At 64.7% G+C, this 25,709-nt stretch carries 22 protein-coding genes; 8 read left to right on the plus strand and 14 right to left on the minus strand.

What is annotated here, in order from left to right:
- Genes WHT83_RS25290 through WHT83_RS25305 form a run of 4 tightly spaced genes read left to right on the plus strand, consistent with a single transcriptional unit; the run spans position 1 to position 3,757 of the window.
- Entirely contained in the window at positions 1-1,008 is a 1,008-nt protein-coding gene (locus WHT83_RS25290; protein WP_341878439.1) for an ABC transporter permease, read from the plus strand.
- On the plus strand, positions 1,005-1,901 hold the full coding sequence (locus WHT83_RS25295) for an ABC transporter permease (RefSeq protein WP_341878440.1): 897 nt from the start codon (positions 1,005-1,007) through the stop codon (positions 1,899-1,901). The genes WHT83_RS25290 and WHT83_RS25295 overlap by 4 nt, the downstream gene beginning before the upstream one ends.
- A gap of 1 nt (position 1,902) precedes the next feature.
- On the plus strand, positions 1,903-2,940 hold the full coding sequence (locus WHT83_RS25300) for an ABC transporter ATP-binding protein (protein WP_341878441.1): 1,038 nt from the start codon (positions 1,903-1,905) through the stop codon (positions 2,938-2,940).
- The gene (locus tag WHT83_RS25305) at positions 2,933-3,757 is read left to right on the plus strand and encodes an ATP-binding cassette domain-containing protein (protein WP_341878442.1); all 825 of its coding nucleotides are present in this window, start codon (positions 2,933-2,935) and stop codon (positions 3,755-3,757) included. The genes WHT83_RS25300 and WHT83_RS25305 overlap by 8 nt, the downstream gene beginning before the upstream one ends.
- Here WHT83_RS25305 and WHT83_RS25310 read toward each other — a convergent pair whose 3' ends face one another.
- From WHT83_RS25310 to WHT83_RS25365, 12 genes are all read right to left on the minus strand, one after another.
- Positions 3,758-4,435 carry a class II aldolase/adducin family protein gene (locus WHT83_RS25310; protein WP_341878443.1) on the minus strand — a complete coding sequence of 226 codons (678 nt, stop codon included), beginning with the start codon at positions 4,433-4,435 and terminating at the stop codon, positions 3,758-3,760.
- A gap of 3 nt (positions 4,436-4,438) precedes the next feature.
- On the minus strand, positions 4,439-4,756 hold the full coding sequence (gene rhaM / locus WHT83_RS25315; RefSeq protein ID WP_341878444.1) for an L-rhamnose mutarotase: 318 nt from the start codon (positions 4,754-4,756) through the stop codon (positions 4,439-4,441).
- 13 nt (positions 4,757-4,769) lie between these two features.
- The gene (gene rhaI / locus WHT83_RS25320; protein ID WP_406874085.1) at positions 4,770-6,050 is read right to left on the minus strand and encodes an L-rhamnose catabolism isomerase; all 1,281 of its coding nucleotides are present in this window, start codon (positions 6,048-6,050) and stop codon (positions 4,770-4,772) included.
- 28 nt (positions 6,051-6,078) lie between these two features.
- Positions 6,079-6,918, minus strand: a complete 840-nt coding sequence (locus WHT83_RS25325; RefSeq protein ID WP_341878446.1) for a TIGR01459 family HAD-type hydrolase — start codon at positions 6,916-6,918, stop codon at positions 6,079-6,081.
- Positions 6,915-8,192, minus strand: coding sequence for an FGGY-family carbohydrate kinase (locus tag WHT83_RS25330; protein WP_341878447.1), 1,278 nt, complete (start codon positions 8,190-8,192; stop codon positions 6,915-6,917). The genes WHT83_RS25325 and WHT83_RS25330 overlap by 4 nt, the downstream gene beginning before the upstream one ends.
- A 1-nt stretch (position 8,193) precedes the next feature.
- Positions 8,194-9,255, minus strand: coding sequence for a class II aldolase/adducin family protein (locus tag WHT83_RS25335; protein ID WP_341878448.1), 1,062 nt, complete (start codon positions 9,253-9,255; stop codon positions 8,194-8,196).
- A 103-nt stretch (positions 9,256-9,358) separates the two neighbouring features.
- Positions 9,359-10,465 (minus strand): substrate-binding domain-containing protein, encoded by a 1,107-nt coding sequence (locus WHT83_RS25340; RefSeq protein ID WP_341878449.1) that lies wholly within the window; start codon positions 10,463-10,465, stop codon positions 9,359-9,361.
- 59 nt (positions 10,466-10,524) lie between these two features.
- On the minus strand, positions 10,525-11,472 hold the full coding sequence (locus WHT83_RS25345; RefSeq protein WP_341878450.1) for an ABC transporter permease: 948 nt from the start codon (positions 11,470-11,472) through the stop codon (positions 10,525-10,527).
- An 11-nt stretch (positions 11,473-11,483) separates the two neighbouring features.
- A complete protein-coding gene (locus tag WHT83_RS25350) occupies positions 11,484-12,485 on the minus strand; it encodes an ABC transporter permease (RefSeq protein WP_341878451.1) in 1,002 nt (333 codons plus the stop codon).
- Entirely contained in the window at positions 12,482-13,990 is a 1,509-nt protein-coding gene (locus WHT83_RS25355) for a sugar ABC transporter ATP-binding protein (RefSeq protein ID WP_341878452.1), read from the minus strand. Before WHT83_RS25355 ends, WHT83_RS25350 begins: the two co-directional genes overlap by 4 nt.
- Complete coding sequence (locus WHT83_RS25360) at positions 13,987-15,396, minus strand: carbohydrate kinase (protein WP_341878453.1); 1,410 nt, start codon at positions 15,394-15,396, stop codon at positions 13,987-13,989. The genes WHT83_RS25355 and WHT83_RS25360 overlap by 4 nt, the downstream gene beginning before the upstream one ends.
- A complete protein-coding gene (locus tag WHT83_RS25365) occupies positions 15,393-16,169 on the minus strand; it encodes a DeoR/GlpR family DNA-binding transcription regulator (protein WP_341878607.1) in 777 nt (258 codons plus the stop codon). Before WHT83_RS25365 ends, WHT83_RS25360 begins: the two co-directional genes overlap by 4 nt.
- A 234-nt stretch (positions 16,170-16,403) precedes the next feature.
- Here WHT83_RS25365 and WHT83_RS25370 point away from each other — a divergent pair, with 234 nt between their 5' ends.
- Positions 16,404-18,506 (plus strand): bifunctional rhamnulose-1-phosphate aldolase/short-chain dehydrogenase, encoded by a 2,103-nt coding sequence (locus tag WHT83_RS25370; RefSeq protein WP_341878608.1) that lies wholly within the window; start codon positions 16,404-16,406, stop codon positions 18,504-18,506.
- Positions 18,507-18,667: 161 nt separating this feature from the next.
- Here the strand turns inward: WHT83_RS25370 and WHT83_RS25375 are convergent, their stop codons facing one another.
- Together WHT83_RS25375 and gcvA are read right to left on the minus strand one after the other, a co-directional pair.
- On the minus strand, positions 18,668-19,726 hold the full coding sequence (locus WHT83_RS25375; protein WP_341878454.1) for a GlxA family transcriptional regulator: 1,059 nt from the start codon (positions 19,724-19,726) through the stop codon (positions 18,668-18,670).
- A gap of 137 nt (positions 19,727-19,863) precedes the next feature.
- Positions 19,864-20,748: a transcriptional regulator GcvA gene (gene gcvA, locus WHT83_RS25380; protein ID WP_268738124.1), complete on the minus strand. Its 885-nt coding sequence runs from the start codon at positions 20,746-20,748 to the stop codon at positions 19,864-19,866.
- Between the two features lie 103 nt (positions 20,749-20,851).
- Between gcvA and WHT83_RS25385 the strand changes: the two genes are divergently transcribed.
- The 3 genes from WHT83_RS25385 (at position 20,852) to WHT83_RS25395 (ending at position 25,680) form a co-directional block, all read left to right on the plus strand.
- Positions 20,852-22,051 (plus strand): aromatic ring-hydroxylating dioxygenase subunit alpha, encoded by a 1,200-nt coding sequence (locus WHT83_RS25385; RefSeq protein ID WP_341878455.1) that lies wholly within the window; start codon positions 20,852-20,854, stop codon positions 22,049-22,051.
- A gap of 177 nt (positions 22,052-22,228) precedes the next feature.
- Positions 22,229-23,185: a PDR/VanB family oxidoreductase gene (locus tag WHT83_RS25390; RefSeq protein ID WP_183263954.1), complete on the plus strand. Its 957-nt coding sequence runs from the start codon at positions 22,229-22,231 to the stop codon at positions 23,183-23,185.
- A 74-nt stretch (positions 23,186-23,259) separates the two neighbouring features.
- A complete protein-coding gene (locus WHT83_RS25395) occupies positions 23,260-25,680 on the plus strand; it encodes an FAD-dependent oxidoreductase (RefSeq protein ID WP_341878456.1) in 2,421 nt (806 codons plus the stop codon).
- The last annotated feature ends 29 nt before the right edge of the window (positions 25,681-25,709 follow it).

Genomic DNA, 25,709 nt, shown 5'->3' on the forward strand with positions numbered 1-25,709 from the left:
ATGCTGCGTTTCATCCTGCGGCGACTCCTGCTGCTCATACCGGTCATCATCGGGCTGACGATCATCATGTTCGCCATCGCTCGGCTTCTCCCGGGTGATCCGGTGGCGCTCGCCGCGGGTCCGAACGCGACCCAGGCCGAGATCGCGGCGCTGGCCGTGGAATACGGCCTCGATAAGCCGGTCTGGACGCAGTATGCCAACTATGTGTCGGGCCTCGCCCATGGCGACTTCGGCACGTCGCTCCTCACCCGACGTCCCGTCGCGACCGACATTGCCGCCTACCTTCCCGCCACGCTCGAACTCGTTTTCGCCGCGATGATCATTGCCGTCGCGGTCGGCATTCCGCTCGGCCTCGTCACCGCAGTGTGGCGCAACCGCTGGCCGGACTATCTTGCCCAGGTCGGCGCGATCGGCGCGATTTCCATGCCGCGCTTCTTCCTCGGGCTGCTCCTGCAGCTCTGCTTTGCCATGTGGCTGATGTGGCTGCCGCTCGGCGGCCGCCTGCCGATCGTCGTCATCCCTCCGCCCAGCGTGACCGGGTTCCTGACGATCGACTCGTTGATCGCGGGCAACTGGACGGCTTTCGTCATGTCGCTGCGCCACCTCGCGCTTCCGGCCATCGCCATGTCGCTCTCGCCGCTTGCCACCATCATGCGCATGATGCGCTCCTCGACGATCGAGGTGATGCAGCAGGACTATGTGATGACCGCCCGCGCACTCGGCCTCCCATCCAGGAAGATCATCACCAAATACGTCGCCCGCAACGCGGTCTCGGCGACGCTGACCGTGATCGGACTGTATTTCGGCTGGCTGCTTGGCGGCACGGTGCTGGTCGAGACCGTGTTCGACTGGCCCGGCCTCGGGCTCTACGCCACCAAGGCCATCGTGTCGCAGGACATGATGCCGGTGATCGGCGTGGCACTGGTCATCGGCCTGCTCTTCGTCTTCGCCAATCTCATCATCGACGTGCTCTACGGCGTCATCAACCCCAAGGTCCGCTACTCATGACCACGATGGAGCAGAACACCGCGGAAGATCCTGGTACGCCTCGTCGCGACAGGCTGCGCCGCGCCTTCTTCCGCTTTTCGCAGAGCAAGCTGTCGATGCTCGGCGCGGTCATGGTCGCGGCGGTGATCTTCTTCACCATTTTTGGCACCGTGCTCGCCCCCTATCCCGCCCATGTCGCAGGCGGCGTCGATACCGCCTCGCGCTTCCTGGCGCCGTCGGCGGCTCATCCTTTCGGCACCAACGAGCTAGGCCAGGACGTGCTGTCGCTGGTCATGGCCGGCACTAGCGTGTCGGTGCTGGCGGGCCTCGGCGTTGTGCTGATCGGCTCGGCCATCGGCACGCTCGTCGGCGCAATCGCCGGCTTCGCCCGCGGCTGGGTCGACGAAGTGCTGATGCGGCTGACCGACCTCACGCTGACCATTCCTGGGCTGATCCTTGCCATGGCCATCGCCGCGGCCCTTGGGGCGGGCTTCGGCAACATGGTCATCGCCATCGCCCTGTCGTGGTGGCCCGGCTATGCGCGGCTGGTGCGCGGCGAGGTGCTGGCTGCGCGCGAGGAAGTCTATGTGACCGCGGCACGTGCGCTCGGCGCCACGCCCAAGCGCATCCTCTTCCGCCATATCCTGCCCAACGTCGTTTCGCCGATCATCGTCAAAATGTCCCTCGACATGGGCTTCGCCATCCTCACCGTGGCGGGCCTCGGCTTCATCGGCATCGGCGTCCGCCCGCCCACGCCCGAATGGGGCACACTGCTTTCGGTCTCGCGCTCCTACATGCCCGACTACTGGTGGACGGCCATGGCCCCGGGCATGGCGATGTTCCTAGCGGTATTCGGATTCAATCTTCTCGGCGACGGCCTGCGCGACGTGCTCGATCCGAAAGCGAGGCGCTGAGATGACCGCACCTCTGCTTTCGATCCAAAACCTCCACCTCAAGATGTCGAGTTTCGACGGCCGGGCGCATGTCCTGAACGGCATCAACCTGACCGTGAACCGGGGCGAGATCTGGGGTCTCGTAGGGGAAAGCGGCTGCGGGAAATCGCTGACCGGCCTGTCGATTTCGCGCCTGCAGCCGACGCCGCCGGCGCACTACGTCGCAGGTGAGATCCTGCTCGAGGGGCAGGACCTTCTCAAGCTCAGCCAGGCCCAGATGCAGCGCCTGCGCGGCAAGCGCATCGGCATGATCTTCCAGGACCCGACGACCAATCTGAACCCGGCCTTCCGCATCGGCGAACAACTCGTCGACGTGGCGCTGGCCGCGGCGGAGCATGATGCCGGCGTACTCGATTGCCCGCCCAATGCCGGCCGGCGGGCGCGCCGCATCGCCGCGCGCAAGCTGGCCGGCGACATGCTGGCACGTGTCGGCATTCCCAATGCGCAGGCAAGGCTCGACAGCTATCCGCACCAGTTCTCCGGCGGCATGCGCCAGCGCGTGCTGATCGCCATGGCCCTGATCGGCCGGCCTGACCTCCTCATCGCCGACGAACCGACGACGGCACTCGATGTCTCGGTCCAGGCCCAGATCCTCGAGCTCATCAAGAACAGCGTCAACGACTTCGACATGGGCGTCGTGCTGATCACCCACAATCTCGGCGTCGTCGCCCAGACGTGCAGCCATGTCGCGGTGATGTATGCTGGAAACATCGTCGAAAGCGGTCCGGTCGCAGCTGTGATCGGCAGTCCTGTTCATCCCTATACGCGCGCGCTGATGTCGGCGATCCCGACCCGGGAAACCAAGCGCGGCATGCTGCGCGGGCTGGCGGGTTCGGTGCCGAACCTCATCGTGCCGCCGCCAGGCTGCCGCTTTGCCCCGCGCTGCCAGTTTGCCCTGCCCGCTTGCACCGCGGCCATGCCGGCGGCGGTTCCCGTCGGCAACGACCACGCCGCCGCCTGCATCCGCGTGGCCGAGATGGAGGCGCTTGTCCATGGCTGAGATCATGCTTGAAATCGACAACGTCTCGAAAATCTACCCCGGGCGTCGCGGCATCTTCGGGACATCGGCCGAGGTCCATGCCCTGAAGAGCGTCTCGCTCAGCGTGCGCAAGGGCGAAAGCTTCGGCCTCGTCGGCGAAAGCGGTTCCGGAAAGACGACGCTCACCCGCTCCATCCTGCATCTTGAAACGCCGACCTCGGGCAGCATCCGCGTGCAGGGCCAGGATCTGGGGAAACTCTCCGATGTCGAGTTGCGGAGGCTGCGCGCGCGTGTGCAGATCGTGTTCCAGGATCCCTATGCCTCGCTCAATCCGCGCATGTCGGTGCACGACATCGTGACCGAGCCGCTGCTGATCCACCACGAAACGCTTGGCCTGAGCCGCAAGCAGCGCAGCGACCGCGCCGCCGAGCTGCTTTCGCTCGTCGGAATGGGCCCGCAGCACCTCCACCGCTATCCGCATGAATTCTCCGGCGGCCAGCGCCAGCGCATCTGCATCGCGCGTGCGCTCGCCTCCGGGCCGGAGCTCCTGCTCCTGGATGAGCCGACTTCCGCGCTCGACGTGTCGGTACAGGCGCAGGTCCTCAACCTGCTATGCGACCTGCAGGATCGCCTCGGGCTGACCTATTTCTTCATCAGCCACGATCTGGCAGTGGTGCGTTACCTCTGCGACCGCGTGGCGCTGATCAATCGCGGTGAAATCGTCGAACAAGGCGATTGCGCCGACATTTTCGACGCCCCAAAAAGCGACTATGCCCGCATGCTGATCGGCGCGATGCCGGAGGTGAAAGTACCGGCAGACACCGGCCGCGGCGGCTAGCTAGCGCGGACGGGCGACGTCGTTGGTGCCCTCGGCGTCCGGTGCCAGGCCGTAGCTCATGCGGCGCATCTGTTCGATGACGCGCGCCATCTCGTCGTCGGGCAGGACCAGCGGCTCGCCGAGGGTGAGCGCCTGGACATACATGCGCGACAGTGTCTCCACCTCGATCGCCAGCCACAGCGCATGTTCGAGATTGGTGCCGAGCGAGATCTGGCCGTGCTGGCCGAGAAGGCAGGCGAGCCGGTCCTTGAGCGCGACCAGCGCATTGTCGGACAATGCCTGGGTGCCGAAGGTGGCATAGGCGGCGCAGCGGATGGTGGTGCCGCCTGCGACGCCGGTCATATAATGGAACGACGGAATGGTCTTGTGGTGGCAGGCGAGCGTCGTCGCATAGACCGAGTGGCAGTGAAGCACAACGCTGATGTCCTCGCGTGCCTTCAGGATATCTCGGTGGAATCGCCACTCCGAAGACGGGCGGCGACCGACATATGTGCCGTCGAAATCCATCTCGACAATGTCGTCCGGGCCCATGATGTCGTAGGGCATGCCCGACGGCGTGATCAGGAAGCCTTTGCCTGAGCGCACCGACAGATTGCCAGCCGTGCCCTGGTTGATGCCGCTCGAATTCATGCGCCGGCAGATCGACACCATCTCGTCGCGCAGTGCCTTGTCAGTCATGGTCTACTCCAGATGAAAAACCTTGTGCAGCGGCACGACCAGAGGCTCGTTGCGGTCGGTGTACTGCATGATGTCGGCCATGAAGTCCCACCAGCGGCGGTTGACTTCGGTTTGCGGTAGTGCGTCCATCGTGTGGTCGTCGGTGCGGACCAGGGTTGCGAACAGGTGATTGGTCTCGGGATCGAGCCAGATCGTGTAGTCCGACACCCCCGCCTCGCGAAGAGCGATGCTGAGCTCCGGCCATATCTCGTCGTGCCGCTTCTTGTATTCGGCAGCCTGGCCCGGGTTGAGAACCATGCGGAAGGCGACGCGCTCGGGCATGTCCGGCCTCCCCTCAGACGATGCCGCCACTGCCACCAACTGATGCCGGCCGTTCGGCTGCGACCTTCTGGCGGTAGCCGCTGGCGCGGTAGGCCGCGACCGGATCGATGGCACCGCCTCTGTTGAGCCGCGCCATGGCAAGGATGGGCTCGACATCGGTGCGGTAGGCGACCTTCAGCGTCTGCGTCGCCATCAGCGCGTCATTGGCCTCCTGGAAGCCTTCGAGCGCCTTGCGATCAACCAGCATTGCGGTGGCATAGGCGCGCTGCACCTCGACAGCCGACAGCATCAGGCTCTCGATCGGGTCGGTGACATTATGGCTCTGGTCGAGCATGTGGGCCGGGTGAAAATCCTTCGCCCCCGAAAGCTCGGCGTCGACCAGTTCGTTGAAGACCAGGAACAGGCGGTAGGGGTCGATCGAGCCGGCATCGAGATCGTCGTCGCCATACTTGCTGTCGTTGAAATGGAATCCACCCAGCTTGCCGAACTGGATCAGCCTGGACACGATCATCTCGATGTTGACGTTGGGGGCGTGATGGCCGAGGTCCACAAGGCAATAGGCCTTCTCGCCCAGCTCCTTCGCGATGAGGTAGTTGGTGCCCCAGTCCTGCACCACCGTCGAATAGAAGGCCGGCTCGTACATCTTGTGCTCGGTGAACAGCCGCCAGTCGTCGGGCAGCGCAGCGTAGATCGCCTTCATCGCGTCGAGATAGCGCTCGAAGGCACGGGCGAAATTGACCTGGCCGGGAAAGTTGGAGCCATCGCCGATCCACACGGTCAGCGCCTTCGACCCCAGCGTCCTTCCGATCTCGATGCATTCAATGTTGTGCTCGACCGCCTGTCGCCTGGTGGCCGTGTCGGCGTGGCTGAGCGAGCCGAACTTGTAGGATTGCTTCTGGTCGCGGGCGTCGGAGAATGTGTTTGAGTTCATCGCGTCGAAGCCTAGGCCGAAGCGCGCAGCGGATTGCTTCAGCCTGTTCGGATCGGCCTTGTCCCAGGGGATGTGCAGCGAAACGTTGGGCGTGGCGCGCGTGAGCTGGTTGATGACAGAGCAGTCCTCGATCTTGTCGAACACGTCGCGCGGCTCGCCAAGCCCCGGAAAGCGGGCAAAGCGCGTGCCGCCGGTGCCCACGCCCCAGGACGGGATCGCGACGCCGAAGGCTTCTACCTTGGCGAGGATGGCATCGATGGCGATGCCGCGGCGGTCTAGCTGCTCGCCAAGGGAAGCGTAGTCGGCGCGCATGGCCTTCTCCCTGTTGGCATTGCTCCTTTCGACGGCGTCGCCTGAAATCATATCCATCAAATCCTCCTCTTGAGCGGCCTCACCACGCAAATGTCCGCACAAGAAAGTCCGGGGTAGCGCCGTGCTCGGCGAACAGCCGTTCCCGCTCGGCTGCGCTGCTCGTCTCGAGCACACCGGTCATGACAAGGGCGGTCCGCAGCCCAGCCCCCTGCCCGCCTGATATGTCATGCTCGATGCTGTCGCCGACGCAGACGACGCGCGCCGGACCGGGATCGCCGAGCACTTCGAGCGCTGCGGCGTAGATCTCGGGAAACGGCTTGCCGATCCAGGTCACCTCACCACCAAGTTCGGCGTAGAGCTCGGCGATGCGCCCCGCGCCGAAGCGCGGGCCAACCGAGGTCAGCATGATCTTGTCGGGATTGGTGCAGAGGCACCTTGCGCCTCGCGCGACTGCAGGCTGGAGCAGCCGGCGATAATGGTCGAGGTCGTGGCGGTCGCCCTCGCTGGCTGAAAGCAGCACGATGTCGGCCTCTTCGCCTGCGTCGACCAGCGTCAGCGGCAGGCCCTCGACCGCCGAGCGGTCGCCGTCGCGGGCGATGAGCAGGCAGCGGAGACCCGCTTCGCCGACGAGCTGCTTTCGCAGGCTCTGCCAGGCGACTTCGCCCGAGGAGAGGAAAAAATCCCAGCTGCCGGGTACGAAGCCGAGCCTTTCCAGTCGTGCCTCGTTCGGCGCCGAGCGCTTGCCCGAATTGGACAACAGCAGCGTCCGCTTGCCGGCTTGCTTTAGCTTCACCAGCGTTTCGACTGCGCCGGGATAAGGGGCCGTGCCGTCATGCAGCACGCCGAACTGATCGAGGATGAAAATCTCGAAGCGGTCGGCCAGGTCGCGAATGCCTGAAAGCTGTCGGGCGGCCATCACAAATCCCCCACCGCTTCGAGGCCGATCAGCGCAAGCCGGGCGGTTCCAGCGGCTGCCTCCTGAGAATGTGCCGGCAGGAACGGTACGCCGAGCCTGCTTTGGCGGATCGCAGTCCAGGCAGGGTTCTCCGCGCCGCCACCGAGGCTGCGCATGGAATGCAGCGGCGGCGCTCCGAGTTCGGCCAGCCTGTCGTAGCCGAGCTTCTCGATGGCCGAGATGCCTTCGAGCATGGCCTTCAGGAATTCGGCATCGTCTGCAGGACGGGGCTCCAGACGTGGCGCCCAGGCCGGATCAAGCACTGGGAAGCGTTCGCCCGGTTCGAGCAACGGGTAGAAGTCGAGGCCAGTCGAGATATCTGCGTCGATGCCGTTCGACATCCGCGCGATCTCGTCGGTCGAGAAGAAATGTGCCAGCACCTTGCCGCCGCTGTTGGAAGCGCCGCCGGCGAGCCACATGCCGTTGATGCGGTGGCTGTAGATGCCGAAGTCGGGCGCGAAGATGGGCCGGTCGCAAAGCAGCTTGAGCGTCAGCGTCGAGCCCAGAGCCGTGACGCCATCGCCCGCCCTGTCGGCGCCGGTCGCCAGGAACGAGGCGCAGCCGTCGGTGGTGCCGGCAATGATCTCGACCTCCTCGCTCAGTCCGAAGGTGCTGGCCATCTCCGGCGCGATGGTCTCGATCGGCGCGCCCGGAGCCACGACGCGCGGCAGAAGCTCGGTTCGGAGTCCGGTCGCGGCGATCCACTTCGGCCAGTGTCGGTCGATCGGGTCGTAGCCGGTCTTCAGCGCGTTGTTTTCGTCGGTCGTGCCGAAATGACCGGCGAAGCGCCCGGCGATCCAGTCGGCCTGATGCAGGACTTTTGCCACCCCCGGCACCGACTGGAACACTAGCGCCTTGGCAAGCCCGGAGGTCGCGCCATGGGCCGCACTTTCGGCAGGGATGACCGCAGCGATGCGGGCGAGCAGCGCCGCATCGCTCACCTTGTCGTCATACATCAGCGGCTCGGCGAGCGGCGTTCCATCGACATCGACCGGCAGCAGCGTGCCGGAAGTGGCGTCGACGGCAATCGCATGGACCCAGGCGCGGTCGACCTTGGCAAGCACTGCGCGCAATGCCGCTTCGACCGCCTGCCACCAGATGTTTGGCGCGCGCGGGCTGGCGCCGAAATCCGCGAGCCTTGCCGCCCCTTGCGCCACGATCTCGAAGTCAGGCGTCATGGCCACGGCGCGGGCACCTGACGTGCCGAGGTCGATGCCGATGGCAAGTGGGGTGTTCATCTCAAGCGGTCTTCTCGGCGGCGGCCCTGCGGGCTAGGTCCTGCCGGTACTTTTCGGCGTCCCAATCGGTCAGTTGGAGGTGCTCCTCAAGCGTCAGTACACGCACCGGCGCGGCTTCCTGCACACGCGCCAGCACATCGGCAAGGCAGCGGGCCATGGCGTCGGCACCCAGCGTCGCGTCGTCGCGCATCAGGATGCCCTCGCCGGGAAACAGGATCGAGACCGGCGATGTTCCGAGGCGAGCAACGACGGCAGACGCGTCCTCACCATCCCTTGCGATGACCGAGCCGGTACCGAGGAAGATCACATGGTCGGGATAGAGGCTGCCCTTGGCGGCCAAGCCGGTGCTTTGCGGGTCGGTTGCGGCGGCATGGGCGGCTTCTGGTTGTGGAAGCCGGTAGCCGGTGCCGGCGGCACGTTGGACAAGCTGGTCCAGACGAGGCCCGGATGCGGCGCGCGGTACGATCCGCAGCCTCGCCTTGACATCGTCGAGCAAGGCTTCGGCCTTGGCGACCGTTTCAGCCGCAACGACCAGCCCGTGATTGGCGAGGATCAGCACATCCGGCCGCTGGCTGCGATGTTCAGCAATGGCGAGCGCAAGCGGCAGGCCTGGCCGCGCATAGGGCACATAAGCCCAATTGAGCCCGGCAAGACGCGGGCCGACCTGTTCGATACAGTCGCTGCGCACGGCATGGGCGATGGTGTCGACACAGTGGACGTGCAGCACGACACGCTGCGGCATCAGCGCATGGACGGTCGTCTCGATTGACGGGCGCAGGCCAGAACTGTTGAGGGCGGCGATGGTAAACTGGTGTGCTTGTTCGGCAGCCGGATCGATCGCTTCGACCGCAGCAATCAACGGCGCCATCTCCACCGGCACCATGATGTCGCGCTCCAGCGCATGCGCCAGCCAGGTGCCGGACGCCTTAATCCAGAGCGTTCCGCCGACCTTGAGAGACGTGTTGCCGCCGGCGCCTTGCGTCAGCAGCGGGTCGCTACCGATACGGGCCGACACGACTTTCAGCTCTTCGAGTTCGGCTTGCCAGCCGGCCGATTCTGGCATGGCGTTTTTCCCTTCCATTGCAGTGGCGGAGCTGGCCGGCGGTGATGTCGCCGGCCAGCTCCGAGAATTGGAAAGACGCGCGAGCGCGTCTCCCGTTTCGACCTCAGAAGTCGAAATTGTTGATGTTATCCTTGTTGAACACCGTCGGCGCGCCGAGCAGGATCTCCGAGCCGTTGATGACGGAGAGATCGCCGAGCTTGCCGGCCTTCACCGAGGTCGCGCCCGATGCCAGCGTGCCGTCGGCTGTCGCGCGCAGAACGTAGGCCGCGGCATAGCCGAGGTCGACAGGGTTCCACAGAACCACCGACTTGACGCAGCCGGCGCCGACATAGGGCTTCATCGCGTTCGGCGTAGCGAGGCCGACAACGGCGACGCTGCCGCATTTCTTGGCCTGGGTCACGGCGTCGGCAGCGGCCGGCGTCGCCACGCTGGTCATGCCGAAGATGCCCTTGAGCTCGTCGCCATACTTGTTGATGAGCGTGTTCGACTGGTTGAAAGACAGGATGTTGTCTTCCTGCGCCTCGACCGTCTCAAGCCACTTCATCTTGGGATGGCACTTGGCCTGGTAGGCAGCCATCTCGGCGATCCAGCGTGCCTGGTTCGGCGTGGTGAAGGTCGAGGTGACGATGGCAAACGCACCCTCGTCGCCGATTTCGGCGGCCATAGAATCGACCATGGCCTTGGCGATGCCGTTGAACTCGGCCTGGTTGACGAACCACTGGCGGGCATCAGGCGTCGAGTTGGCGTCGTAGCCGACAACGTTGATCCCGGCTGCGAGCGCCTTCTTCAGCACTGGGGCAATAGCGACCGGGTCGTTGGCGGCGAACAGGATGCCGTCGACACCTGACGTGATGTAGTTGTCGATGAGCGTGACCTGGTCGTCGATGTTGGCCTTGGACGGACCGTCTGTCTTGGCGTCCATCGAGCCCATTTCCTTGGCCGCGTCGGCGATGCCCTTGGACGTGGCATTGAAGTAACCGATGCCGATAAGCTTGGGCACGTCGACGACCTTGATCGTCTTGCCCTTGCGGTCGGGCGCATTGGTCGGCTGGCCGCCATCGTAAGGCTTGGCCGCCGCGGTGGCCGGGGTGGCGTCACAGGCCAGCGGGTTGGTGGGCAGGTCGTCGCCGCCCGTCCAGACGGACTGGGCATGGCTGAGGCTTGTCGAGATGGACAAGGCCAAAAGCGCAGAAAACACTATTTTACGCATTCCATCCTCCAATTGATCGTCCGGACACTTTAGAGCGGCAGTGAAGGACGTTTCTCTCCCTAGGTTCGAGTGCCGCTCCTCTCGAAGAGGTTGCTGGCAAGGATCGCCAGAATAAGAACGGCGCCGATCAGCATGATCGTGCCGTCACCCTTGACGCCGGCAAGCGACAGGCCGTTCTTCAGCGCCTGGATGAGGCACAGGCCGATGATCGTGCCGACGATCGTGCCACGCCCGCCGAAGATCGAGGTGCCGCCAAGCACCACGGCAGTGATGGCGTCGAGCTCGATGCCGGTGCCCATGTCGGAGCGCGTGGTCGAAACCCGCGACACGAAGATGACGGCGGCAACCGCAGCGGCGAAGCCCGAGGCGGTGTAGAGGGCAAGCTTGGTCTTTGCGACCGACAGGCCGGAGAAGCGGCTGGCGACCTCGTTGGAGCCCACGGCGTAGACCGTACGGCCCCAGGTCGTGTAGGCGAGGATGATCGAAGCGACGACAGCTGCGAAAAACAGGATCCACAGCTGCGTCGGCACGCCGAGCACGTCCTGCTGGCCAAGCACGTAGAACCATTCGGGGTAGCCGCGCACCGAGCGCGCCTGGCTGATGCCTTCGGCAAGACCGCGATAGAGTGCCAGCGTCGCCAGCGTCGCGATCAGCGGCGGTACCCGGAAACGCGTGATGATGACGCCGTTGACGAAGCCGGCGAAGGTACCCGCCGCAATCGCAGCAGTTGCCGCGACAGGCAGCGGCAGGCCGACATTCTGCCAGAACACGCCGGTCAGGATGGCGGTGAGGCCGAGGATCGAGCCGACAGACAGGTCGATGCCGCCGGTGGCGATGACGAAGGTCATGGCAATGGCGATCAACCCGATCTCGGTCATCAGCCGGCCCTGGTTGAGCAGGTTGTCGACGGTGAAGAAGCGGTCTGACTGGAAGGACAGCACGATCAGGACCACGACCAGCAGCAGGGCCAGCAAGGTCTCGTGGCGGATGAGGAATTTCAGGTTCATCTCACAGCCCCTCAGCTTCTGCCGCGCCGGCGCAGCATGTCGGCCAGGACGGTTGCCAGGATCAGCAGCCCGATCACGGCGCGCAGCCAATAGGCCGAGACGTTGACGAAGATCAGCGCCGAACCGATGGTGGCGAACAGGATGGTAGCAAGCGTCGAGCCGATCACCGTGCCCGAACCGCCGAGGATCGACACGCCGCCGATGACGGCTGCGGTGATGACCGTGAGCTCCAGATTCGGCGGAACCGTCGACTGGATGACCTGCAACTGGGTAGCGAACAGGATGGTCGCGAGGCCGGCAAAGGCGCCGTGGATGACGAAGACAGCGACGGTACGGCGGGCGATCGGAATGCCGGTAGCGAGGGCTGCCTCGGCATTGCCGCCTATGGCGTAGAGCGAGCGGCCGAAGGCGGTGTAGCGCATCCACAGTGCTGCAAGCGCTGTCAGCACGACCATGAATACGAGCGGCACCGGCAGGCCGAACACCTGTTTCTGGGCGATCAGGTAGTCGGGCGGCAGGTCGGTGATCCAGGTACCGCCAGTGACGCTGATCAGGCCGCCGCGCAGGATGGACAGCGCGCCGAGCGTCACCACGATGGACGGTATCCGGGCATAGGCGACGAGGATGCCGATGACGGCATTGATCGCCATGCCGACCAGCACCGGCGCCAGCCAGGCGAACCAGATCGGATAGCCTGCGACCGCAAGCGTGCCCGAGATGGTCGCCAGCACGCCGATCAGAGCGCCGACCGAAACGTCGATATTGCCAGTGACGATGACCATCGCCATGCCGATGGCTGCGACGGCGATATAGGCATTGCCCGAGAAGATGGTGGTGAGGTTGTTGGCGCTGATGAAGCGCGGGTTGACCATCGTCACCACGGCGAACAGGACGACGATGGCGGCAAGCACCACGATCTCCTGGCCGTATTCGGCGAACAGCCGCTTGAAGAAGCCGGGGCGCTGGGGTGCCGAGCGCGAACGTGCGGTCGCTTCGACTGTCGTCGTCATCATGCGGCCTCCCCGGTGCGATGCGCGGTCATTGCTGCGCCGACGCGCTCCGGCGTCGCTTCTGCACGGGCGATCTCGCCGGTAATGCGGCCGCCACTGATCACCAGGACGCGGTCACTCATGCCGAGTACCTCAGGCAGTTCGCTGGAGATCATGATGATGGCCACGCCCTGCTTCACCAGTTCCCCCATGATCGTATGGATCTCGGCCTTGGCGCCGACATCGACTCCTCGGGTTGGTTCGTCGAGGATCAGCACCTTCGGCATGGTCTCAAGCCACTTGGCAATGACCACCTTCTGCTGGTTGCCGCCCGAGAGCTCGCCGACCGGCTGGCCGATGTTCCGGCAGCGGATGCTGAGCCGCTTAACCGCGTCGAGCGCGCGCTGCGCTTCCTCGCCGGCCTTGATGAAGATGCCCGACGACAGCCGCTCGATGGTCGCCATCGACACGTTCTTGCGGATGGCCATGGATTTCACCAGCCCCTGCTGGCCGCGATCCTCCGGCACATAGGCAATGCCGAGATCGCGCGCCTGGCGCGGCGATCCGATACGAACCACTTTGCCCTCCATGGCGATCTCGCCAGAGGTTGCCGGCGTCATGCCGAACAGCGTCAGCGCCAGCTCGGTGCGGCCGCTGCCGACGAGGCCGGCAATACCGAGGATCTCGCCACGCCGCAGATCGAAGGAGATGTCGCGCACGTGGCGGCCGTGATTGAGGTTCGTCACCCGAAGAACGGTCTCGCCGATGGTTGCGTCGGCCTTGGGGAACAGGCTCTCGATCGAACGGCCGACCATCATCGAGACCAGTTGGTTCTCGTCGACCTCGCCGATGCCCCTGGTGGCGACATGGGCGCCGTCGCGCAGCACCGTCACCCGGTCGGCAAGCGCAAAGATCTCGGGCATGCGATGGCTGACATAGACGATGCCGACGCCGCGCTCCCGCAGCTGCCTGACGATCATCATGAGCCGCTGCACGTCGGATTCGACCAGCGATGCGGTCGGCTCGTCCATGATCAGGATGCGGGCATTCTTGCTCAGCGCCTTGGCGATCTCGACACGCTGGCGCTGGGCGACCGACAGGCTGAGCACCTTGGCATCGACGTCGAGATCGTAGGTGTCGAGCTGGTCGAGCAGATCGCGGGTGCGGCGGCGCACTTCGGCCCAGTCGATGACGCCCAAGGCTGTGCGCGGATAGTTGCCGAGGAACACGTTTTCGGCCACCGACAGCTCAGGGAAAAGCAGCAATTCCTGATAGACGGTGGCGATGCCGACCGCGGCCGCATCGCGGGTCGAGGAGAACTTCACCTCCCTGCCATCTACCGTAATCGTGCCGGCATCGGGTGTGTAGAGACCCGACATCATCTTGATGAGCGTCGACTTGCCGGCCCCGTTCTCTCCCAGAAGCGCGTGCACCTCGCCGGGACGGACGTCGAAGTTCACCTCCTTCAGCACCTTCACGCCGCCGAAGGACTTGGACATGCCCGCGAGGCTGACATAGGCGGTGCTCATCGGCTCGCCGCCTTCGCTTCCGACTTCGCAGACCTCGCATCGGCCCGCGCGCCGTCGGCCAGTTCGCGCCAACGGGCGCGGTAGTCGTCAAGCCCGGGAATATGGCTTGCGGTCACGGGAACGGTCTCGTCCTTAAACGGCTTGAGGCCGAGCGCCTTGAAGGCCAGCGCGGCGGCACCCGTCGCTGAACCTTCGCTCATCGTCGAGCGCACGACGGTCTGGGTCGGGCGCAACTGCGCCAGCATCGCGGTGAACAGATCGACCTTCGCCAGGCCACCATCGACGACGAGGAGATTTTCCGACTTGATCAGGTCGAGCGACAGATCGGTCATCATGGCGACATAGAGGACGGCAACCGCCGCCCGCTCCTCGCCGCTGACCTCGCCGCCGACGATTTGCCCTTTCGTCTCCAGGAAAGGTCCGCCGGCTGCCCATGACGGCATGGCAAAGACGCTGCGTTCCATCACGCGCTCGACCGCACCTTGCGTGATCGGCTTGTTCCAGCCTTCGCTGATGAGATCGTATTCCCGCCCGCCCATGAAGCGCAGCGACGGCGCCGGCTCGCCATCGACGGTGACGTTGGCGATCATGTCGCGCTCCTGGTCGAGCGCGCCCAGCGGACAGTCGAGATTGATGATGATGACCCAGGTGCCGGTCGAGACGAGCGTAAAGTCGCTCAGCCCCGTCATGCGGTAGTAGGCCAGCGCCGCATTGGAGTCGTGCACGCCGTTGTGGACAGCAATGGCGCGCGTGCTGCCATCGGCCAAGGTTACCTTGGCTTCACCGACCACCCCGCCAGCCGGAGCGATCGCCGGAAACCTGTCCCGCCAGCCAAGCCGCTCGACCAGCGAGCTGTAGTCCCGCTCGAGCGGCGCCCAGAGCTGGCTGTGTGCGCCGAGATAGGACCATTCGGCCAGTTTGCGGCCGCTGAAGCGCCACACCCAGTATTGTGGATAGCAAAGGATCGCCTCGGTCACGGCGAAAGCCTCGGGCTCTTCAACCTCAAGCCAATAGATGTGGCGGGCAATGGAAAAGCCTAGAGGCAGCCATGGCGTATAGGTCTCGGCGAAGTCGGGCAGGATCGGGTCGATCGCATCGGCAACCGCATCGGGAATTTCCTGCTCGTAGTCGAGGATCGGATGCAGGAGCTCGTTGCCGCGCACCAGCGCAAAGGCGCAGCCATGGGCCGATATCGTCAGCCGCGTCACGTCGTGCGTCGCTGCGACCTCGGCCAATTCATGGTTCATCCAGGCGAACAGCCGTTCGTCGTCGAGCACGCTCCGCCCGTGAAAATCCTGCCAGATCGGCTTGGTGCGGCGTTCGTCGAGCAATGTGCCATCGGGCGAGAACACGAACAGCTTGGAGTTCGTCTTGCCGAGATCGAAGACTGCGAGCGCGCCGCTCATGCCGCGCCCCCGTTGGAAGCGATGCGAAGCGTTATGCCTGCACTCTCCAGCATCTTGGCATGCTGGTCGGACAGGCCGTCGTCGGTGATCAGCATGCCGACACGCGACAGCGGCAAGGCAGCATTGCGGGCATGGATCGAAAATTTTCGGCTGTCGGCCAGCACGACGATCTGGTCGGCATTGCGGCTGAGTTCCTGGATCGAGCGCACCATCAGCGGATGCGATTCATGCAGACCGTCGGGACTGATCCCTTGCGCCCCGAGGAAGAACTTGGAGGCGTAGAAATTGATCGGCTGCGACGGCGAGTAGATCACCCGCGGCTCGCGATGCAGCTCGCCGCCGGCAAGTGTCAGGCTGCATTTGCCGTGCTCGCCTAGATAACCGGCCAGCGGCATGGAGTTGGTGAACAGGCGGACATTGCGGTCGGCCAGCATGACGCCGAGATGGAAGCAGGTCGAACCGCCATTGACGATCACCGCGTCGCCATCGGCAACCATGGTCGCGGCAAGCTCGGCGATCAGCCGCTTGGGCTCGACGGCCAGATCGCGGTTCTCGTCATATGGCCGCGCGAATGCCGTGCCCTGGGCTGCGCCATCAAGCGCGGAGACACCGCCATAGACCTTGCGGGCACCACCAGCCTCATCGATCTTGTCGATGTCGCGCCGCACGGTGGCCGCGGAAACACCGAGATGCTCCTGCAACTCGCGCACTGAAGCAAAGGGTCTGTCGCGCAAGAGCTCGACGATCTGCCGTTGGCGGACCATGTCGTTCACGAAAACACCTCCCATGGCTTCGCGAAAAGGCAGTACCATGAGCTAACTTACGCAAATCAGATTCTTGCGCAAGCGGTTTGTGACGAAAATTGCTCATATCGCGCTGCAGCTAGATCATATTGCGCCGCACAATGACAAAGTTCAATCTTTTTGCGATTGACAAACCGCATGGCTTGGCCTGATTTTACGGCCAAACGAGAGCGGCGCCCGATCTCGCGCCGGGAGGAATCCGACATGCCCGACACCAACTCCACGCGGCTTGCAAATCTGTGGGACGACGCGAAGGCCGCCGCCATGAGCGAGCCGGAGCGGCTGGTCTATCGCTCCAACATCCTGGGTTCGGACAAGCGCGTCACCAACTATGGCGGCGGCAACACCTCGTCCAAGATCATCCAGCAGGATCCGCTGACCGGCGCCGAGGTCGAGGTGCTATGGGTCAAGGGGTCAGGCGGCGACAGCGCCTCGATCAAGCTCGGTGGCTTCGCCACGCTCTACATGGACAAGCTCAGGGCTCTGAAGGGGCTCTATCGCGGCCTCGCGCATGACGACGAGATGGTCGGCTACCTGCCGCACTGCACCTTCAACCTCAACCCGCGCGCGGCCTCCATCGACACCCCGCTTCATGCCTATGTTCCAAGGGCTTACGTCGACCACATGCATCCCGACGCGATCATCGCGATCGCCGCGGCCAAGGATTCCAAGGCACTGACCGCCAGGATCTTCGGCGACGAGATCGGCTGGCTGCCGTGGAAGCGGCCGGGCTTCGAGCTCGGGCTGTGGCTGGAGAAGTTCTGCCTGGAGAACCCGACGGCCAAGGGCGTCGTGCTCGAAAGCCATGGCCTGTTTACCTGGGGCGACACGCCCAAGGAATGCTACACGACCACCATCGATACCATCAACAAGGCCGTTGGCTGGTTCGAGGGCGAGACCAAGGGCAAGCCGGCTTTCGGCGGCACGGCCGTGAAGTCGTTGCCGGCGGTCGAACGCCGTGCAATCGCTGCGCGCTTGATGCCCCGCATCCGCGGCATGATCTCGCAACAAGGTGTGCGCAAGCTCGGTCATTTCGACCATAGCGATGCCGTGCTGGAGTTCGTCAACTCGCACGACCTGAGCGACCTCGCGGCGCTCGGCACTTCCTGCCCCGACCATTTCCTGCGCACCAAGATCAGGCCGCTGGTGATCGCCTTCGATCCGGCAAAGCCTGATGTCGACGCCGTGGTTGCCGCACTGCCCAAGGCACTGGACGATTACCGCGCCGGCTACCAGGACTATTACGATCGTTGCAAGCATGCGGATTCGCCCGCCGTGCGCGATCCCAACGCCGTGGTCTACTTGGTGCCCGGCGTCGGCATGTTCACCTTCGCCGCCGACAAGGCGACCGCCAGGATTTCGGCTGAGTTCTACGTCAACGCCATCAATGTCATGCGCGGCGCCTCGGCGGTGTCGACCTATGTCGGCCTGCCCGAACAGGAGGCTTTCGACATCGAATACTGGCTACTCGAGGAAGCCAAGCTCCAGCGCATGCCCAAGCCGAAGTCGCTGGCCGGGCAGATTGCCTTGGTCACCGGCGGCGCCGGCGGCATCGGCAAGGCAACCGCAGTCCGGCTTCTGCGCGAGGGTGCCTGCGTCGTGCTCGCCGACATCGACGATACGGCGCTGGCCACTGCCCATGACGAGTTGGGCAAGGTCTTCGGCAAGGATTTCGTGCGTCCGGTGCAACTTGATGTCACCGACGAAGCCGGCGTGGCTTCGGCCTATGCCGACAGTTCCGTCGAGTTCGGCGGCGTCGATATCCTGGTCTCGAACGCTGGCATCTCGTCGTCGGCGCCGATCGAGGATACGGAACTCACCATGTGGAACCGCAACATGGACATCCTCGCCAAGGGCTATTTCCTGGTGTCGCGCGAGGCCTTCCGGACCTTCAAGCAGCAGCAGCTCGGCGGCAACATCGTCTTCATCGCCTCGAAGAACGGGCTTGCCGCCTCGCCCAATGCGGCGGCCTACTGCACAGCGAAGGCGGCCGAGATCCATCTCGCCCGCTGCCTGGCGCTCGAAGGGGCGGAGCACCAGATCAGGGTCAATACCGTCAACCCCGACGCCGTGCTGCGCGGCTCGAAGATCTGGACCGGCGAATGGCGCGAACAGCGTGCCGCAGCCTATGCGATGCAGCCGGACGAACTCGAGGAGCACTACCGCAAGCGTTCGATGCTGAAGCGCTCGGTATTCCCCGAGGACATCGCCGAGGCGGTCTACTTCCTCGCCTCCGACATGTCAGCCAAGTCGACCGGCAACATCATCAATGTCGACGCCGGCAACGCCCAGAGCTTCACACGCTGAGGTGACGCAAGTCCAGGGCTATGCCGTGGCCCTGGAGCGCAGCGCCGAGTCTTCCGCGCCGGGTAGTGACGCCCTATGGCGGCCTGAGCAGCAGCGATCGCCTGGAAACGACAGGCTGTCCAGCCTGATGTCGAAGCGCCGTTAGCGTCGACGCCTGATCGTCACGCCGCGGGCGAGCGCAACTTGCTCGGCAGGACCTTGAAGTGGTCGCGAAAGCTTTTCGAGAAATGCGACGACGAGACGAAGCCGCAGGCAACGGCGACGTTCATGATGGGCATGCTGGTGAGTTCGATCAGTTGCCGCGCCTTGGCGAGCCGCAGGCCGAGATAATGCTGCCATGGCGTCGTCGCGAGATGCCGCTCGAACAGCCGTTCGATCTGGCGCCGCGACAGCGACACCTGGGCCGAGATCTCCTCCAGCGACAGCGGCTCCTCGATGTGCTTTTCCATCATCTGGACGATGCGCAACAGTTTCTTGCCGGTGCTGCCATAACGAAGACCCGGCGGCACCGACTGGCAGGCGGCGCCGTCGCGCCAGCGATCGGCGGTGACATGCTGGCAGATGCTGCGCGCCAATTCCGTGCCGCAGCGTTCCTGCACGATGTCGATGGCGAGATCGAAGGCGGCGAGTTCGCCGGCGCAGGTGACGATCTGGCCGTCGCGCACGAACAGCGCGTCGTCGATGGCGAGATCGTAGAAGGTTTCGGAAAGTGCTGCCATCTTGCCCCAGTGGATGGTGCAGCGCGCATCGCCGAGCAGACCCGCATCGGCCAGCAGCCAGGTCGCGGTGCCCAACGCATAGATTGGGAGTTGGGCGCGGCCGATACGGCGCAGGCAGGCGCGCAGCTCCTGCGCGCCGTGTCGCTCCACGCCCTCCCCGGCACAGATCGCCAATGCCGCCTGCGGCTCGAACGGCAGCGCCTTGGCCGCCTCGGCGAAACTGCCTGATACCTCGACGGCAATGCCGCTGGCGCTCGCCACCGAGCGTCCGTCGAGGCTGACGAGCTTCCAGCGAAACAGCTCGGTGCCGGCCAGCGCATTGGCAAGCCGCAATGGCTCGACCAGTGACGACAGGCAGAGCTGGGAAAAGCCCTGCAAGAGCAGGATGGAGAACTCGGCAGATGCTTGTGCCACTTGGGATCGCGGCACCGGACGCTGGAAATCCACACCCGGCCAGCGAGCTCCAACATCGAAGTCCGTGTGCTTGCTTGGCGCGTTCATGTGGCCCTCCCGGCGCATGCGGCAAGGCAGGAGCTCGACTTTTCCCAGGCCAAAACCGTTGAGTCACAAATTGGCGCAAAATAACACAAAATGCAACATTGCAATTTGCGGCAAGCGTCACCCCAGGCAGTCCGAGATCACGCCCCGACGGCCGCCACGGGCGCGGTCATGCTCAACAGCCAGTCACGGAAAGCCGTCACCTTCGGTGTCCTGGCTTTCTGCGGCGTGGCAAGGAACCAGTAGGATCCCGCCCCGCGCAGTCGCTGCTCGAACGGCGCCACCAGGAGGCCGCTCGCCAGTTCGCGTTCGATGAGCGCCGTCCTGCCGAGCAGCACGCCCTTGCCTTCGATCGCGGCACGAATGCCCATGATCGATTGGTCGAAGAACGAACCGGCCGATGTGTCGATGCCGGTAACGCCGACATGGGCGAGCCAGGTGTCCCAATCCTCGTCATAGCCGGGCACATGCAGCAGGTCTCGAGCCCTCAGGTCCTCGGGTGAATTCAGCGACTCGGCATATTTCGGCGTACAGACCGGAAAGGTCTCGTCGCGCAAAAGCAGCGTCGCCTCGCGCTTCGGCCAGTTGCCCCAGCCAAACTCGATCGCGGCATCGACCTTGCCTTCGCCATGGTCGAGCGCGGTCAGCCTGAGATCGATGGTCGGATGGGAGGCACGAAACAGGTCGAGCCGTGGCGCGATCCACTGGCTGGCAAACGACGTCGGCACATGCACGACCAGCATTTCGCGCGTGCCGCGTCCGGCGATCCTGGCGGTCGCCTCATCGATCAGGCCGAAGGCACGTCCGAGCTCTTCGGCATAACGGCGGCCGCGGTCGGTCAACCTGACGCCATTGGCGTGGCGGTCGAACAGCTCCTTGCCGAGCCTGAGCTCGAGCGCCCTGATGTGCTGGGAGATGGCCGAGGGCGTGACGTTCAGCTCCGCGCCGGCTCCGGCGAAGCTGCCGAGCCGTGCGGCGGCCTCGAAGGCCCGGAGCCAGTTCAGGGGTGGTCGGGCAGAGGCCATGGTACCATTAGATTTTCTTGTGCTTCCCCCAAGGTAATCGCGTTTGCTTGGGCAGGCAAGAACGTTTCCAATCTGCCCAGTTCAGCATCTGGGAGGCACTGCTATGAACGTCCACTGGCTCCAGGGCTATCGACCCGGCTACGGTCTGCCACGCGATTTCTATACCAATCCCGAGATTTTCGCCGAAGAGCAGGCCCGCATCTTCCGCAACAGCTGGTTCTTCGCCGGCCACTCGATCGAGCTGCCCAAGGCGGGCGACTACATGACGCTCGATGTCGGCGGCGCGCCCGTCGTCGTGGTGCGCGACCGCGACAGCGAGGTGCATGCCCACCATAATGTCTGCCGCCACCGCGGCTCGATCATCTGCACCAAGGAGAAGGGCAAGGCGACACGACTGGTTTGCCCCTATCACTCCTGGTCCTACGCCCATGACGGCACCCTGATCGGCGTGCCGATGATGGGCGAGGACTTCGACAAGTCGGCGCACGGCCTGAAGCGGGCGCATGCCGAAGAGTTCGACGGGCTGATCTTCGTCAACCTGTCGGAAACCCCCTCGCCTTTCCAAGAGCTGCGCGACCACCTGTCGCCGATCCTGAAATCGCAGGGCATGGCCAAGGCAAAGATCGCGCTGATCCGCGATTACGAGATCGACGTGAACTGGAAGATCGTCGTCGAGAACAACCGCGAGTGCTATCACTGCGAAGCCAACCACCATGGCTATGTCTCGGTGCAGTACGACACCGAAAACGACAATCCCGACCTCAAGGACGAGATTTCGGAGCGGCTGGGCGACTGCCGCATCCGCTGGGAAAAAGCCGGTCTCGACACGGCCCGCGTCAACACCTCTTCCAACAACACGTCCGAGTGGTTCCGCGCCAACCGCACCCCGGTGCGCAAGGGCATGGTCACCGAGAGCCCGGACGGGCAGCTGGTCTGCGACGTGCTGATGGCCGGCTTCACTGATCCCGACATGGGCACGGCGCGCGCCAACACCAATATCAATTTCTGGTGCCACGCCAATTCCGACTATGCCCACACCGTGCGGATCACGCCGTTGTCGCCGACCAAGACGATCGTGCGCGGCTACTGGCTGGTCGATGAAAAGGCTGTCGAGGGCCGCGACTACGACCCCGGGAAGATCGCCGCGTTCCACGATCAGGTGATGTCGGAGGACTGGGAGATCTGCCGGCGCCAGTGGATCGGCATCACCTCCCCCGGCTTCGAGCCCGGCCCCTATTCGCCGACCAAGGAAGCCAATGTCGATCGGTATGTGCGCTGGTACGCCGACCAGATGACGGCTTGATCCGGCCGGCCAACCTCCCTCCCCCTTGTGGGGAGGGATCGAGGGTGGGGGGTCCGCTGGCGATGCCATGTCAGGTTCCCATCCCGGCGGGCTCCGCCTCTGGCAATACCCCCACCCCTTACCCCTCCCCACAGAGGGGGTCGCCAGCGCCTAGCCCTAGGGACAAGTGTGAAAAAAATGCTCTCCAGGCCGGAAATCCTGCTGCAGATAGCCGAGATCGAGGTGTTGACGCCACGCGTCTCGGCCTATCGGCTGGTCTCGCCCCATGGCGAGCGATTGCCCGCCTGGAGTGCGGGCGCGCATCTCAACTTCCGCCTGCCGAGCGGCCGGGCACGCTGCTACTCGCTGTGCTGCGACCCGGCCAACAAGGCCGAATACTGGGTGGCGGTCCAGCGCGAGGAGAATGGCGAAGGCGGTTCGCTCGAAGTCGCCGAGACGTTTTCGCGCAGCGTGGTGGTGCGCGCCGATCCGCCACGCAACGGGTTCCCGCTTGCCGAGAATGGGCAACACCACGTCCTCATGTCAGGCGGCATCGGCATCACGCCTGTCATCGCCATGATCCACCATCTCAAGCGAAGCAAGGCGAGCTATTTCGTCCATGTCTGCGCCCGCTCGCTGAAGGAAGTGGCGTTTCGCGATATCATCCAGGCCGAGGTCGCGGCAGGGCGTGCGGCACTCCATCTCGACGGCAACGACCCGGCTCGCAGGCCTGACATGGCGGCGCTCGTCGGCACTGCGGCTGCAGGTGTGCATGCCTATGCCTGCGGTCCCGCCGGTTTCCTGAAAGCCTTCAACCGCGCCACGGAAAGCTGGCCGCGCGAGCAAGTCCATGTCGAAAGCTTCACACCCGAGGCCAGGCAGGCGGAAGGCGACAAGCCGTTTTCGGTGACCATCGCCTCGACCGGCAAGACCATCCAGGTATCCGTTGGCACGACATTGCTCGCCGCGCTCAAGGCCGACGGCCACGACATCGCGACCAGCTGCCGGCAGGGTATCTGCGGCTCCTGCATGGTTCCTTATCTCGACGGCGAACCCGACCACCGCGACCAGGCTTTGACCGACGACGAGCGCCGCGACTTCCTCACCGTCTGCTGCTCGCGCGCCAGGTCAGCCAGCCTCACCCTCGATCTCTGAACAGGCCGGCACGCCCCGGCCGCACCGAAACCGAAATTCCTCGCCGCCTGCGAGGCCAGTCCCGAAAGGCCAACATGTCCAAGCTTCCCTCGCACGCCCGCATCGTCATCGTCGGCGGTGGCGCCATCGGCACCTCCATCGCCTACCACCTCGCCAAGGCCGGCGAAAAGGACGTGCTGCTCCTCGAAAAGAACCAGCTGACGGCGGGCTCGACCTGGCATGCCGCTGGCCTGATGGGCCAGCTGCGCAGCAAGGTGAACCTGACGCGCCTGATGCAGTACAGCGCCGACCTGTGTGCGAAGATCGGTGCCGAGACCGGCCAGGATGTCGGCTGGAAGAATGTCGGCAGCCTGCGCCTCGCCGCTTCCGATGCCCGCTGGGAGGAACTCAAGCGCGCCCATACCGCCGCCAAGAGCTACGGCTTCGACATGGAGCTGGTCGGGCCTGACGAGGTGAAGCGGCTGTTCCCGCTGGTCGACACCAAGGACCTGCGCGGCGCGACCTGGATCGCCTCGGACGGCCATGTCGACCCCTATTCGCTGACCCATGCCTACGCCAAGGGCGCACGCGCGGGCGGCGTACGCATCGTCGAGGGTGTCACCGTCACCGGCTTTGCCATCAAGGATCGCCGCATCACCGCGGTGAAGACCGCGGATGGAGATGTCGGCTGCGAGATCGTCGTCAATGCCGCTGGCCTGTGGGCGCGCCAGCTCGGCGAACTCGCCGGCATCGACCTGCCGATCACGGTCGTCGAGCACGAATATTTTGTCACCGAGAAGTCGCCTGCCGTGCCCGACGACCTGCCGACCCTGCGCGATCCCGACGCCAATTTCTACGTCAAGCCGGAGCCGGGTGCTATGGCGATCGGCGGCTGGGAAAAGGAGACCCGCGCCGCTTACGGGCTCGGCAAACTGCCGATGAGTTTTGGCCAGGAGCTTTTCCCCGACGATCTCGAGCGCATCTCGGAAGTGATCGAAGGTGCCGCAAACCGCATTCCGATCCTTGGCGAACTCGGCGTGCGCGCCGTGGTCAACGGCCCGATCCCGATCTCAGCCGACGGTGAGCCGGTCATGGGCCTTGCCGGCGACTATGAGAACTTCTTCGTCGCCTGCGGCTTCACCTCAGGCATCGCCGCTTCCGGTGGCGCGGGCCGCGCCATGGCCAACTGGATTGTCGAAGGCGACCCGGGCATGGATCTCTGGGCCTTCGACCTGCGCCGCTTCGGCCATCCGCATGGCGGGCTCGCCTATCTCAGGGACAGCGCCATCGAGGCCTATTCGAAATATTACGCCATCGCCTGGCCGGAAGAAGAACGTTCGGCCTGCCGGCCGCTACGGCGCTCGCCGCTCTACCAGACGCTGACCGCGCAAGGTGCGGTCAACGGCGTCAAGTTCGGCTGGGAACGCCCCAACTATTTCCTCAAGCCGGGCGAGGCCAAGCCGCCGCTCGAAACCTTCGAACGCGCGCCCTATGCCGAAGTCATCGGCCGCGAGCACAGGATCGTCCGCGAAGGCGTGGCACTGGTCGACCAGTCGTCCTTTTCGAAATTCGAGGTCTCAGGCCCCGGCGCGCTCGCCTATCTGCAGTGGCTGGCGGCAGCCAATGTCGACCGCGGCGGCAATGCCGTCATCTACACCCAGCTGCTCAACAGGCGCGGCGGCATCGAGGCCGATCTCACCATCATGCGACGCGGCGCAGACCGCTTCCATGTTGTCACCGGATCCGCCTTCGGCACCCGCGACGGCGGCTGGATCCGCCGCCACATGCCGCGCGACGGCTCGGTCTCGGTGCATGACGTGACCAGTGCCTATGGCGTCATCAATCTGTGCGGGCCGCTTTCGCGCGAGGTGCTGGCCAAGGTTAGCGAGCACGACGTCTCCAACGAGGCCTTCCCCTACATGACCTGCCGCGAAATCCGCGTCGGCTGGGCTCCAGTCTTTGCCGCCCGCGTCACCTATGTCGGCGAACTTGGCTGGGAGCTGCACGTGCCAATCGAATACATGGCCTATGTCTATGAGGTGCTGCGCGATGCCGGTGCGCCGTTCGGCATCGCCGATGTCGGTTACAAGGCAATCTCCAGCCTGCGCATGGAAAAGCGCTACCTCTACTGGGGCGCCGACATCACCCCTGATGATACGCCGCTCGAAGCCGGTCTTGGCTTTGCCGTTGCGATGAAGAAGGGCGACTTCCAGGGCCGCAAGGCGCTCGCCGCCCAGAAGGAGCGTGGACTGACCCGCAAGCTCGCCTGTTTCCGGTTGGCGGATCCCCTGCCCGTCTATGGCGGTGAGGCGATGTCGGTGAACGGTCGCGTCGTCGGCATGACGACGAGCGGCGACTTCGGCCACACGATCGGTGCGTCCCTGGTCTTCGGTTATCTCAGGGGCGACGACATGGGGCTCAAGGAAATCGAGGTCGAGGCTTTCGGCCGTCGGAGCCGGGCCACCGTCATCGAGCGTTGCGCCTACGACCCCACGGGCGAACGCGTCCGGATCTGATGTGGCGGCATGCGCCGCATGCCACATAT

The organism is Aminobacter sp. P9b (genome assembly GCF_045345995.1).
GTDB lineage: Bacteria > Pseudomonadota > Alphaproteobacteria > Rhizobiales > Rhizobiaceae > Aminobacter > Aminobacter niigataensis.